The sequence below is a fragment of the Cellulomonas sp. genome, from assembly GCF_035634735.1.
Taxonomy (GTDB): domain Bacteria; phylum Actinomycetota; class Actinomycetes; order Actinomycetales; family Cellulomonadaceae; genus Cellulomonas.
Genome location: NZ_DASQCJ010000052.1, coordinates 1 through 12260, shown reverse-complemented (window position 1 = coordinate 12260; position 12260 = coordinate 1). Strand labels below are relative to the sequence as shown.

Below are 12260 nucleotides of genomic sequence, written 5' to 3'. Positions count from 1 at the left end.
GCGCGTCATCGCTCCTCGGGCTGGTGGTCGGTCGGGGCGAGCAGCGCGCAGCCGGCGTCGGCCAGCACCGCCCGGGCGGGCTCGGGGAGGCCGGCGTCGGTCACGACGACGTCCACCTCCTCCAGGGACGCGATCCGGGCGAGCCCGACCACGCCCCACTTCGTGTGGTCGGCGAGCACCGTCACGGCGGCGGCGCACCGGAGCAGGGCGCGGTCGGTCGCGGCCTCCGCGAGGTTCGGGGTCATCAGACCCGACTCGTCGAGCCCGTGCACGCCGAGGAACAGCCGGTCGACCCGCAGGGTCGCGAGCGCGGTGTCGGCGACGGGGCCGACGAGCGCGTCGGACGGGGTGCGGCTGCCGCCGGTGAGGATCACGTCGAGCGCGCCGCCCGTGGCGCCCGCCGCCTCGTGCAGGGTCCGCGCGACCGGCAGCGAGTTGGTGACCACGGTCAGCGGCCGCAGGGCGGGGTCGGCGGCGATCTGCTGCGCCAGCAGGTGCACGGTCGACCCGGCGGACAGCGCGACGGCCTGCCCGGGCTCGATGGTCCGGGCGGCGAGGGCGGCGATGTCCCGCTTCTCGGCCGTCGCCCAGGTGCTCTTCTCGGCGAAGCCGGGCTCGTCGGTGGGCCGGCCGGCCCCGCCGTCCGCGGCGACCGCACCGCCGTGCACCCGGCGCACCAGGCCGGCGCGGTCGAGCTCGGTGATGTCCCGGCGGACGGTCATCTCGGAGACGTCGAGCCGGTCCACCAGGTCGGCGACGCGGACGGCTCCGTGGGCGCGCACCTCCGCGAGGATGCGGTCCTGACGCTGGCTCGCGAGCACCGCGACAGTATCCACCACGACCGCACAGGAACCAACATCGGCGCCCCGGCGGCGGCGGACGCCCCGCGCGTCAGCGGCCGACCGGGGTGAGCCCCAGCGACTTCCCGGCCAGCCCGCGGGACCGCGCGGTCAACGCCGTCGCCACCCCGCGCAGCGCGACCGCCGCGGGGGAGTCCGGGTCGGTGAGCACGACCGGCGTGCCGCCGTCGCCGGCCTGGCGCAGCCGGATGTCGAGCGGCACCTGGCCCAGCACCGGCACCGTCGTGCCGGTCGACCGGGACAGCCCCTCGGCCACCCGCGCGCCGCCGCCGGAGCCGAACAGCTCGAGCCGCGACCCGTCGGGCTGCTCCAGCCAGGCCATGTTCTCGACCACGCCGACGACGCCCTGCCGGGTCTGGGTGGCGATCGACCCGGCGCGCTCGGCGACCTCGGCCGCCGCGAGCTGCGGGGTCGTCACGACGACCAGCTCGGAGCCGGGCAGCAGCTGCGCGACCGAGATCGCGATGTCCCCGGTCCCGGGCGGCAGGTCGAGCAGCAGCACGTCGAGGTCGCCCCAGAACACGTCCGCGAGGAACTGCTGGAGCGCGCGGTGCAGCATCGGCCCGCGCCACACGACCGGCTGGCCCGGCGGGACGAACATGCCGATCGAGATGACCTTGACCTCGTGCGCGATCGGCGGGAGCAGCATCTCGTCGACCCGGGTCGGCGGCTGGGTCACGCCGAGCATCCGGGGGATCGAGAAGCCGTAGATGTCCGCGTCCACGACGCCGACCCGCAGCCCCTGCTGCGCCATCGCCACGGCGAGGTTCGCGGTGACCGACGACTTGCCGACGCCGCCCTTGCCCGACGCGACCGCGAACACCTTGGTCAGCGAGGTCGGCTTGCTGAACGGGATCACCGGCTCGGCGCCGCCGCGCAGCCGCTCGGTCAGGGCCGCGCGCTGCTCGGGGCTCATCACGCCCAGCGCCATCCGCACGTCGGCGACGCCCTCGACGGTCCGCACCGCCGCGGTGACGTCCTGGGTGATGGTGTCGCGCAGCGGGCAGCCCGCGGTCGTCAGGTCGATGCCGACGGTGACGAGCGCGCCCGCGGCGGGGGTGGTGTCGACGTCGACCGACCGGACCATGCCGAGGTCGGTGATCGGCCGCCGGATCTCCGGGTCGAGCACCCGGGTGAGGGCCTCCCGCACGGCGGCGGCGACGGCCTCGGGGTCACGGGTGTCCAGGGCGGGCGACATGCCGTCCATCGTAGGTGCGCCCGCGGGGGCACCCGCCGGGACCTGCCCCCTACGGGGTCGGGGTCGCGCGGTCCCGCTCGCGGGGGCGGTCCCGGTCGCGCGGGTCGGCCGCGTCGTCCGCGGGCTCGCGCTCGGCGGCCGCCTCCCGCTCCTCGGCCAGCTCCTCCAGCAGGTTCCGCAGCTCGGACCGGACGAAGTCGCGGGTGGCGACCTCGGACAGCGCGATGCGCAGCGCCGCCATCTCGCGCGCCAGGAACTCGGTGTCGGCGAGGTTCCGCTCGGCGCGCTGCCGGTCCTGCTCGGCCTGCACCCGGTCGCGGTCGGTCTGCCGGTTCTGCGCGAGCAGGATGAGCGGCGCCGAGTAGGACGCCTGCAGCGACAGCATGAGCGTCAGGGCGGTGAACCCGTTCGCGGCCTTGTCGAACCGCAGCTGCTCCGGGCCCCAGGAGTTCCAGATCAGCCAGGCCGCGCAGAACAGGCTCAGCCAGAGCAGGAACTTCGGCGTGCCCATGAACCGGGCGATGCCCTCGGAGACCTTGCCGAACGCGTCGTCCTCGAGCTTGGGCAGCAGGCTGCGGCGCGCGGTCTTCGGGGTGTCGAGGCGGTCAGCCACGGCGGCCTCCCCTCGGGGTCGGGCGTGCCGGAGGGCGGGCGGCGCGGCCGACGGCGGGCACCTCGCCCGTCGGGACGGGCTGCACCTCCTCGTCGGTCTCGCGCCAGTCCTCGGGCAGCAGGTGGTCGAGCACGTCGTCGACGCTGACGGCGCCGAGCAGGCGGCGGTCGTCGTCGACGACGGGGATCGCGAGCAGGTCGTAGGTGGCCAGCCGGCGGGTCACCGCGAGCAGCGGGGCGTCGGCGGGCACCGGGTCGATGTCGGTGTCGACGAGGGCGCCGATCGCCTCGTGCGGGGGCTCGCGCAGCAGGCGCTGCAGGTGCACGACCCCGATGAACCGGCCGGTCGGGGTCTCCAGCGGCGGGCGCACCACGAACACCATCGACGCCAGGGCGGGCGTGAGGTCCTTGCGGCGGACGTGGGCGAGCGCGGCGGCGATCGGGGTCTCGGGCCCGAGGATCACCGGCTCGGTCGTCATGAGGCCGCCCGCGGTGTTGTCCTCGTACGCGAGCAGCCGGCGGACGTCCCGGGCCTCCTCGGGCTCCATCAGCGCGAGCAGCTCGGCCTGCTGGTCGTCGGGCAGCTCGCCGAGCAGGTCGGCCGCGTCGTCGGGCTGCATCGCCTCGAGCACGTCGGCGGCGCGGGTCCGCTCCAGGTGGGACAGGATCGCGACCTGGTCGTCCTCGGGCAGCTCCTCGAGCACGTCGGCCAGCCGCTCGTCGTCCAGCGCGGCCGCGACCTCCATCCGCCGCGTCGAGCCCATGTCGTGCAGCACGTCGGCGAGGTCCGCGGGCTTGAGCTCGTCGTACTGGGCGAGCAGCAGCGCGGCACCCTGCGCGTCGGCGGCCGTGCGGGCGAGCCCGGCGATCTCGTCGATGTCGAGCAGCTCCGGCACCCCCCGGCGGCGCAGCAGGCCGCCGCGCCCGCTGTCCTTGCGGACGAACACCTTCGCGACCAGCCAGTCGCCGTTGCGCTGCCGCTCGATCGCGACGTCCTCGACCGTCGCCGACCCCGAGCCGTCGGCCAGCTGCACGGTGCGGTCGAACAGCTCGCCGACCACGAGGGTCTCGAACGGGCGCTGCTCGAACCGGCGCATGTTGACCAGGCCGGTCGAGATGACCTGGCCGGCGTCGATCGCGGTCACCCGGGTCAGCGGCACGAACACACGACGCTTGCCCGGCACCTCGACGACCAGGCCGACCGCGCGGGGCGCGCCCTTGGGGCGGAGCAGCACGACGACGTCGCGGACCCGCCCGACCTGGTCGCCGATGGGGTCGAAGACGTTGGTGCCGGCGAGGCGCGCGACGAAGACTCGGGTCCCGGTGCCGCTCACGGTGGTCAGCGTAGACGGCGCCCGGCCGTGCGGCGCGCCGCGACGCGGGTGGTCCCGGGGCGCGCGCGACCCTGGCCGGCGCCTGGACGCGGGCCATGAAACCCCTGCGTATCGGCCGTGCCGCCTGGCGCCGCGACCCCCCGCGGGGCGAGGATGGACGCATGTCGTTCACCGGCGGTGCCCGCATCCCCCAGACGCCCACCCTGCCGCAGGGCGAGACGGTCGCGTCCTACGGCACGTACCTCGAGGCGCAGAAGGCCGTCGACCACCTCTCGGACCACCAGTTCCCGGTGCAGATGGTGACGATCGTCGGCACCGACCTGCGCATGGTCGAGCGGGTCACCGGCCGGCTGACCTACGCCCGGGTCGCGATGGGCGGTTTCGGGTCCGGCGCCTGGTTCGGCGTGTTCATCGGCCTGCTGTTCCTGCTGTCCGGCGGCTCCTCCGGCATCCTGTTCGCCGCGGTGCTGTTCGGCGGCGCGGCAGGCCTGCTGCTGGCGGTGCTCGTCTACGCGACCAGCCGCGGGAAGCGCGACTTCACCTCGCAGAGCCAGATCGTCGCGGCGCAGTACGCGGTGCTGTGCCGGGCCGAGCGCGCGCACGAGGCCCGGCAGATGCTGCGCGAGGTCGGCGGTGTCCGGGTCGGCGCGGCGACATCGGCGCCGCCCGCGGCCCCGATGGGCGCGCGCCCGTCCGACCCGACGGCCGCCTACCCGCAGGCCGCGCCGGGGCAGCCGGCGCCGGGCCAGCCGCCGGTCGCGCCCGGCCAGCCGCCGGCCCAGCCGCGGTACGGCCAGCTCGCGCCGCAGCCGCCGGCCGAGCCGCGGTACGGGCAGCTCGCGCCGCAGCCGCCGGTCGCCCCGCCGCCGGGCTCACCCGAGACCGGGCAGCCGGGCGCCGACAAGCAGGACTGACGACCGACGGCCCGGTCCCCCTCGCGCGGAGGGGGACCGGGCCGTCGTCGCGTCCGCAGGTCAGCGGGCGAGCAGCCCCGCCATCCACGCCTCGACGTCCTCCGGCGTGCGGGGGAGCGCGGCGGACAGGTTCTCGTTGCCGTCCGCCGTCACCAGCACGTCGTCCTCGATCCGCACGCCGATGCCGCGCAGCTCCGCGGGGACGCGCAGGTCGTCGACCTGGAAGTACAGGCCCGGCTCGATCGTGAACACCATGCCCGGCTCGATCACCGCGTCCAGGTACATCTCGCGGCGGGCCTGCGCGCAGTCGTGCACGTCCAGGCCGAGGTGGTGGCTGGTGCCGTGCACCATCCAGCGCCGGTGCTGCTGGCCCTCGGGGGACAGCGACTCCTCGACCGGCACCGGCAGCATGCCCCACTCGCCGAGCCGCGCCGCGATGACCTCCATCGCGGCGGCGTGCACGTCGCGGAACCGGTTGCCCGGGACCGCGACCGCGAACGCGGCGTCCGCGGCGTCCAGCACGGCCTGGTAGACCCGGCGCTGCGGGTCGGTGAACGTGCCGTCGACCGGGAGCGTGCGGGTGACGTCCGCGGTGTAGAGCGAGTCGACCTCGACGCCGGCGTCGATCAGCACGAGCTCGCCCTCGCGGACCTGCCCGTCGTTGTCCGTCCAGTGCAGCGTGGTGGCGTGCGGGCCGGCGGCGGCGATCGTCTCGTAGCCGACGTAGTTGCCCTCGACCCGCGCCTGCGACAGGAACGTGCCCTCGATGACGCGCTCGCCGCGGCGGTGCGCGACCGCCTCGGGCAGCCGGCGCACGACCTCCGCGAAGCCCTCGGCCGTCGCGGCGACGGCGCTGCGCAGCTCGGCGACCTCGTGCTCGTCCTTGACGAGCCGGAGCTCGGAGAGCGCCTCGACCAGCGCGGCGTCCCGCTCGCCGGCGTCCTCCGCCGCGCGGATCTCCTCGACGACGGCCTCGACGGCCTCGTCCACACCGGGCACCACCAGCACCCGCACGCCGTCGGCGCCCGCGTCCTTGGCCAGCGCGTCGCGCAGGTCGTCGCTGTGCGCGGTCGCGATGCCGGTGACCGTCGCCATGTCCTCGAGCGTCGGGCGCGGGCCGACCCAGAACTCGCCGTACCGGGCGTCGGAGAAGAACTCCTCGGTGTCCCGGCCCGCGAGGGGTCGCAGGTACAGCACGGCGCGGTGCGTGGACCGGCCGCCGCCGGGCAGCGCGTCGCCCTCGCCGTCGGCCGCGGGGTGCAGCACCAGGACCGCGTCGGGCTCCTGCTCGGCGCCGAGGCCGGTCAGGTGCGCGAACGCCGAGTGCGGGCGGAACCGGTAGTCGGTGTCGTTCGACCGGACCTTGTACGCGCCGGCCGGGACCACCAGGCGCTCGCCCGGGAACGCGGCGGCCAGGCGCGCGCGCCGGGCGGCGGTGAACGGGGCGGCGGCGCCCGGGACCGCGGTGCTCGCGGGGCGGTCGGCCCAGCCGGACGTCACCCAGTCGAGGAACGCGGCCGACTGGGGGCGCTGGCTGCGGTTCGAGCCGCGGTCGGCGAGGGTCTGCTCGCCCTCGGCGGGCTCGGACAGGGCGGGCGCGGGGGTCTCGGGCGTGGGGTCGGTGGCCATGGGCCCAGTCTGGCACCGGCGGCGCGGGGCGCGGGTGCCGGGGCGGCCCCGTGCGTCCAGGACCGGTACCGGTGAGTAGCCTTGCGCGGTGCGCATCGACCTCCACACCCACTCGTCGGTCTCCGACGGCACCGAGACCCCGGGGGAGCTGGTCGCCTCGGCCGCCGCGGCCGGCCTCGACGTCGTCGCGCTGACCGACCACGACACCACCGCCGGCTGGGCCGAGGCGTCCGACGCCGCCCCGCGCGTCGGCGTCGCCCTCGTCCCCGGCACGGAGGTGTCGGCGCTGTCGCGCGGCGTCAGCGTGCACCTGCTGTCCTACCTCCAGGACCCCGCGCACCCGGCGCTCGCCGACGTGATCGCGCGGACCCGGGAGGCGCGGCTGCACCGCGGGCGGGCGATCGTCGAGCGGCTGGCGGAGGACCTCCCGATCACCTGGGACGACGTGCTCGCGCAGCAGTCGCCGGGCACCGTCGTCGGCCGGCCGCACATCGCGGACGCGCTGGTGGCGCTCGGGGTGGTCGCGGACCGGACGGCGGCGTTCGCGGACCTGCTGTCCGCGCGCGGCCGGTACTACGTGCCGTACTACGCGCCGGAGGCGGTCGAGGCCGTCGAGGCGGTCCTCGCGTCGGGCGGGGTGCCGGTGTTCGCGCACCCCGGCGCCGACGGGCGCGGGCGGGTCGTGCCGGACTCCGACGTCGAGGAGCTGGCGGAGGCGGGCCTCGCGGGGCTCGAGGTGCACCACCGGGACCACACCCCGGAGCAGCGCGCGCGGCTGACGGCGCTCGCCGACCGGCTGGGGCTGCTGGTCACGGGGTCGAGCGACTACCACGGGACGGGGAAGGACAACGTGCTCGGCGAGAACACGACGGCGCCGGAGGTGCTCGCGGAGATCGAGCGCCGGGGCCGCACGGCGGTGGTGCGCGGATGAGCGCGGTGCTCGACTGGCGGCTGCTGTCCGAGGTCTTCATCACCCTGTTCGTCATCATGGACCCGCCCGGGACGGTGCCGATCTTCCTCGGGCTGACCGGCGCGATGACCCGGCAGCAGCGGAACCGGGCCGCCCGGCAGGCGATCCTCGTGGCGTTCGGGGTCGTGCTCGCGTTCGCCGTGTTCGGGCAGAGCCTGCTGTCGTACATGCACATCTCGCTGCCGGCCCTCCAGGCGTCCGGCGGCCTGCTGCTGCTGCTCGTCGCGATGGAGCTGCTGACCGGCAAGTCCGAGGAGCCGCAGCCGTCCGGGAACTCGAAGGTCAACGTGGCGCTGGTGCCGCTCGGGACGCCGCTGCTCGCGGGGCCGGGCGCGATCGTCGCCGTGATGGTGTTCGTGCAGCAGAGCGACGGCACCCTGGCCGACTGGGTCGCGATCGCGGTCGGCATCGTCCTGGTGCACGTGTGCCTGTGGCTGGCCATGCGGTTCGCGGGGGTCATCCACCGGCTGCTGGGCGACTCGGGCACGACGCTGGTCACCCGGATCGCGGGCCTGCTGCTGGCGGCGATCGCGGTGCAGCTGGTGGCGGACGCGGTGATCGCGTTCGTCAAGGCGGCGTAGGCGGGTCGGACGCGCTCGAGTGCCTACGAGACGTGCCGAGCGCCTATCCGCCGGGTAGGCGCTGGACGCGTCCGGTAGGCACTCGGCGGGCGCGCGGGGGCGGGCGCGCGGGGGCGGGCGCGCGGTCGCCGAGCGGCGCGCGCGGGGCGAGGATCGGCGGGTGAGCACTCCGTCCCTCCGCGGCCGGCTCGGCGACGAGCTGTTCGCGCGCGTCGCCGGCCCGCGCGGCCCCCAGGTGCGCGACCGCATCCACCTGACCCCCGGCCCGCGCTGGTTCGGGCCCGACGACGCGATCCGGCGGGTGCACGGCGACGCGTCGATGTTCGTCGGCGGGCTGACCGCGCTGCTGCTGCAGTCCTGGCACCCGCTGGCGATGGCGGCCGTCGCGGCGCACTCGGGCTACCGCGGCGACCCGTGGGGCCGGCTGCAGCGCACCAGCACGTTCCTCGCGGTCACGACGTTCGGCACCGCGGAGCACGCGGAGCAGGCGGTCGCGACGGTGCGGGCGATCCACGAGCGGGTCACCGGCGTCACCGAGGAGGGCGAGCCGTACGCCGCCGCCGACCCGCACCTGCTGCGCTGGGTGCACATCACCGAGGCGCACGCGTTCCTCACCGCGCACCAGCGGTACGGGGCGCGGCCGCTCGACGCGGCGGGCTGCGACGCGTACGTGGCGCAGTCGGCGCGGGTGGGGCGCGCGCTCGGGGCCGAGGACCTGCCCGAGACGGCCGCGGGGCTGCGCGCGGCGCTCGACTCGTACCTCCCGGAGCTGCGCGGGACGCCGCAGGCGCGGGAGGCCGCGGAGTTCCTGCTCGCCGACCCGCCGCTGCCCGTGCCGGTCCGGCTGCCGTACGGGGTGCTGGCGGCGGCGGCGATCGCCGGCCTGCCGCGCGCGGCCCGTGCGCCGCTGGGCCTGCCCGACGTGCCGTGGCTGGACGCGACGCTGGCCCCCGCGGGCGGCCGCGCGATCACCCGCCTGATCCGCTGGGCCCTGGCGACCACCCCGGCCCCGCCGACGGCGGACGCGGCGGGCTGACGGGCGCCGGCGCCGCGCGGGTCCGGCGCCGTGGGCTGACGCCGATGGCCGGCTGCCCGCCCGTGAGGTCGTCACAAGCGGGTGAGGTCGGCGGAAACGAGTGCCGACCTCACCGCCATGTGACGACCTCACCGTCCCGCCGCGCACCCCGGCGCGCGCCGACGCCGGCCCCGACGCAGCCGAGTTCGCCTCCGGGCCCGACCCCGGGAACGACGCGAGGGCGCCCCGGCCGGGTGGCCGGGGCGCCCTCGTCGTCGTGCGTGCGGGAGGTCAGGCCTCCGCGGGAGCGGCCGGGGCCTGCTCGCCGGAGCCGCCGCCCTGGCCGCCGCGGGTGCGGCGGCGGTTGCGACGACGGCGCGGGGCGGCGCCCTCCTCGCGGCCCTCGGCGGGGCCGGTGGTCGACTCGGCCGGGCCGGTCGAGCCCTCGGCCGGGGCCGACGCCGCGGGGGCCTCGCCCGAGCCGCCGCGACGACGGTTGCGCGAGCGCCCGCCCTCGCCGCCCTCGGACCGCGCGCCGCCCTCGGACCGCCCGCGCCCCTCGCCGCGCGATCCGTCGCGGCCGCCGCTGCGCGAGCCGCCGTCGCGCCCGCCACGCCCGCCGTCGCGCGAGCCGGAGTCCCGGCCCGACGAGTGCCGCTTGCCGGTCTCGCCCAGGTCCTCGAGCACCTCGGCGTCCAGGCCCTCGCGGGTCCGCTTGGAGCGGGGGAGCCGGCCGGTGGTGCCCGCGGGGATGTCCAGGTCGGTGTACAGGTGCGGCGACGAGGAGTAGGTCTCCTGCGGCTCCGGGAAGCCGAGCTCCAGCGCCTTGTCGATCAGCGACCAGCGCGGGACGTCGTCCCAGTCGACGAACGTGACCGCGGTGCCCTTGTTGCCCGCGCGGCCGGTGCGGCCGGTGCGGTGCAGGTAGGTCTTCTCGTCCTCGGGGCACTGGTAGTTGACGACGTGCGTGACGTCGTCGACGTCGATGCCGCGCGCGGCGACGTCGGTGGCCACGAGCACGTCGACCTTGCCGTTGCGGAACGCGCGCAGCGCCTGCTCGCGCGCGCCCTGGCCGAGGTCGCCGTGCAGGGCGCCGGCGGCGAACCCGCGCTCGACGAGCTCGTCGGCGACCTTCGCGGCGGTGCGCTTGGTGCGGGCGAACACGATGGTCAGGCCGCGGCCCTCGGACTGCAGGATGCGGGCGAGCACCTCGACCTTGTCGAGCGCGTGCGCGCGGTAGACGACCTGCTTGATGTTCTTGACCGTCTGGCCGGCGTCGTCCGGCTCGCTGGCGCGGATGTGCGTCGGCTGGGTCATGTAGCGGCGGGCCATCGCGACGACCGCGCCCGGCATGGTCGCCGAGAACAGCATCGTGTGCCGCGAGGCGGGGGTGCGGGCCAGCAGCTTCTCGACGTCGGGCAGGAAGCCGAGGTCGAGCATCTCGTCGGCCTCGTCCAGGACGACGCACTTGATCCGCGAGAGGTCCAGGTGGCCCTGGTTCATCAGGTCGATCATGCGGCCCGGGGTGCCGACGACGACCTCGACGCCGCGCTGCAGCATCTCGATCTGCGGCTCGTACGCGCGGCCGCCGTACAGCAGCGAGATGCGGACGGAGCGGCGCTTGGACGCGGTCTCCAGGTCGCCGGCCACCTGCACCGCGAGCTCGCGGGTCGGGACGATGACGATCGCCTGCGGCTTGCCCGGCGCGGGCAGGGCGTCGAAGCCCTCCTCGCCGGGGGCGACGACGCGGTGCAGCAGCGGGACGCCGAAGCCGAGCGTCTTGCCGGTGCCGGTCTTGGCCTGGCCGATGATGTCGTGGCCGGACAGCGCCACGGGCAGGGTCATCGCCTGGATGGGGAACGGGGTGCTGATGCCGGCGTCGGCGAGCGCCTGGACGATCTCCGGGCGGACGTCGAAGTCCGCGAAGGTCACGTCGGCGGCCTGCACGGAGGCGGCGGTGGGGGTGTCGATGGTCTCCACCGCCACGTCCTCGGGCGCGAGGGCGTCGGTGGTGCTGGGTTCGGTCGAGGTCACGGACTGCTCTTCACTCGTGAAGGTGGCGTGCCGCGCGTCGCGCCCCGCGAGGGGGTCCGCGACGGGCATCGCCACAGGTGGTCCGGCAGCCGATCGTGCAAGTCAGCGTGAGCGGGCCGGGCGCCGTGGGCGCCGCGGTTCGCTCGGCGCACCGTGGTCGGGACGACCGGGCAACCGATGAACACGCCCGATGATACGCGCAGGGCCGCCCGGACCGCGGGGATCCGCCGGGCGGAGGGCGCGGCGGGCGGAGGCCCGGGCGGCGCGGGACCGCCCGGGCCGTCCGCCCGGCGCGCGGGTCAGCGCCCGGCCGCCGCCGGGACCTCGGCCTCGTCGGGCGCGTCCGCCGCGACGTCGTCCGCCGCCGGCGCGCGCCCCGCCGTCGCGACCGCGGCCCGGAGCCGCCGCTGCTGCGTCGCCGCGACCAGCAGCGCCACCGCGGTCGTCGTCACGGTGACCGCGAACGCCGCGGTGTGCCCGGACGCGTCGGCCAGGCGTCCCGCGATGCTCGACCCGAGGGCGTAGCCGACCCCGGTCGCCGAGGCCAGGGCCGTCATCGCGGCGCCGGTGCGCCCGGCGGGGACGACCCGCTCGCCCAGCGAGAACACGCCGATCATGTACGGCGCGACGGCGAAGCCCAGCACGGCGACCGCGGCGGTCAGCGCGGGCAGCGAGTCGACCAGCAGCAGCGGCCAGGACAGCGCGACCAGCGCGCACGCGGCGACGAGCACCCGGCGCTCCTGGCCGATCCGCGCGGGGATGAACGCGGTGCCGATGCCGGCGGCGGCGCTCCCCACGCCGAGCACCGCGTGGATGAGGCCCGCGAGGCCGGGCTGGCCGGCCTGGGTCGCGAGCACGGTGGTCCCGGTCTGGGTGGCGCCGAACAGCACGCCCACCGCGGCCTGCGCGACGACCAGCACCGCGAACGCCGGGGTCAGCAGCCGCCCGGCGGGGCGGGCGTGCGGCCCGGTCGCGGTGCGGCGGGCGGTCGGGTGCAGGGCGAACGCGGTGCCGAACACGGCCAGCAGCACGGCGGCGGTGACGAGCGCGCCGGCGGGGGACAGCCACACGGCGACGACGCCGACCAGCGCCGGGCCGATCGCGAAGGACGCC

11 protein-coding genes are annotated in these 12260 nt (G+C 76.6%); 4 read left to right on the top strand and 7 right to left on the bottom strand.

Features of this window, described 5'->3' with window-relative positions; all coding sequences use genetic code 11:
- Positions 1 to 5 precede the first annotated feature (5 nt).
- The 4 genes from VER05_RS04840 to VER05_RS04825 all read right to left on the bottom strand — a co-directional run bounded on the left by VER05_RS04840 (position 6) and on the right by VER05_RS04825 (position 4004).
- Positions 6 to 821 carry a DeoR/GlpR family DNA-binding transcription regulator gene (locus VER05_RS04840; RefSeq protein ID WP_324844261.1) on the bottom strand — a complete coding sequence of 272 codons (816 nt, stop codon included), beginning with the start codon at positions 819 to 821 and terminating at the stop codon, positions 6 to 8.
- 70 nt (positions 822 to 891) lie between these two features.
- The gene (locus VER05_RS04835; RefSeq protein WP_324844260.1) at positions 892 to 2058 is read right to left on the bottom strand and encodes an Mrp/NBP35 family ATP-binding protein; all 1167 of its coding nucleotides are present in this window, start codon (positions 2056 to 2058) and stop codon (positions 892 to 894) included.
- A gap of 49 nt (positions 2059 to 2107) precedes the next feature.
- Positions 2108 to 2671: a DUF1003 domain-containing protein gene (locus tag VER05_RS04830; RefSeq protein WP_324844259.1), complete on the bottom strand. Its 564-nt coding sequence runs from the start codon at positions 2669 to 2671 to the stop codon at positions 2108 to 2110.
- Positions 2664 to 4004, bottom strand: coding sequence for a magnesium transporter MgtE N-terminal domain-containing protein (locus VER05_RS04825; RefSeq protein WP_324844258.1), 1341 nt, complete (start codon positions 4002 to 4004; stop codon positions 2664 to 2666). The genes VER05_RS04830 and VER05_RS04825 overlap by 8 nt, the downstream gene beginning before the upstream one ends.
- A gap of 161 nt (positions 4005 to 4165) precedes the next feature.
- Here VER05_RS04825 and VER05_RS04820 point away from each other — a divergent pair, with 161 nt between their 5' ends.
- Complete coding sequence (locus tag VER05_RS04820) at positions 4166 to 4918, top strand: general stress protein (protein ID WP_324844257.1); 753 nt, start codon at positions 4166 to 4168, stop codon at positions 4916 to 4918.
- 60 nt (positions 4919 to 4978) lie between these two features.
- Here the strand turns inward: VER05_RS04820 and VER05_RS04815 are convergent, their stop codons facing one another.
- Positions 4979 to 6547, bottom strand: a complete 1569-nt coding sequence (locus tag VER05_RS04815; RefSeq protein ID WP_324844256.1) for an aminopeptidase P family protein — start codon at positions 6545 to 6547, stop codon at positions 4979 to 4981.
- An 88-nt stretch (positions 6548 to 6635) separates the two neighbouring features.
- Here VER05_RS04815 and VER05_RS04810 point away from each other — a divergent pair, with 88 nt between their 5' ends.
- From VER05_RS04810 to VER05_RS04800, 3 genes are all read left to right on the top strand, one after another.
- Positions 6636 to 7478, top strand: a complete 843-nt coding sequence (locus VER05_RS04810; protein ID WP_324844255.1) for a PHP domain-containing protein — start codon at positions 6636 to 6638, stop codon at positions 7476 to 7478.
- Positions 7475 to 8098 (top strand): MarC family protein, encoded by a 624-nt coding sequence (locus VER05_RS04805; RefSeq protein ID WP_324844254.1) that lies wholly within the window; start codon positions 7475 to 7477, stop codon positions 8096 to 8098. The genes VER05_RS04810 and VER05_RS04805 overlap by 4 nt, the downstream gene beginning before the upstream one ends.
- Positions 8099 to 8258: 160 nt before the next feature.
- Positions 8259 to 9134 (top strand): oxygenase MpaB family protein, encoded by an 876-nt coding sequence (locus VER05_RS04800; RefSeq protein ID WP_324844253.1) that lies wholly within the window; start codon positions 8259 to 8261, stop codon positions 9132 to 9134.
- A gap of 270 nt (positions 9135 to 9404) precedes the next feature.
- On the opposite strand, the gene VER05_RS04795 is transcribed toward VER05_RS04800, so the two are convergent.
- Entirely contained in the window at positions 9405 to 11147 is a 1743-nt protein-coding gene (locus VER05_RS04795; RefSeq protein ID WP_414647554.1) for a DEAD/DEAH box helicase, read from the bottom strand.
- 299 nt (positions 11148 to 11446) lie between these two features.
- Positions 11447 to 12260 (bottom strand): MFS transporter (locus tag VER05_RS04790; RefSeq protein ID WP_324844252.1); only part of this gene is annotated, 814 nt, incomplete at its 5' end.

Bases quoted from the DNA above. Each gene is read 5' to 3' on its own strand.
- VER05_RS04835 (WP_324844260.1), bottom strand. From the start codon at position 2,058: ATGTCGCCCGCCCTGGACACCCGTGACCCCGAGGCCGTCGCCGCCGCC.
- VER05_RS04820 (WP_324844257.1), top strand. From the start codon at position 4,166: ATGTCGTTCACCGGCGGTGCCCGCATCCCCCAGACGCCCACCCTGCCG.
- VER05_RS04815 (WP_324844256.1), bottom strand. From the start codon at position 6,547: ATGGCCACCGACCCCACGCCCGAGACCCCCGCGCCCGCCCTGTCCGAG.
- VER05_RS04805 (WP_324844254.1), top strand. From the start codon at position 7,475: ATGAGCGCGGTGCTCGACTGGCGGCTGCTGTCCGAGGTCTTCATCACC.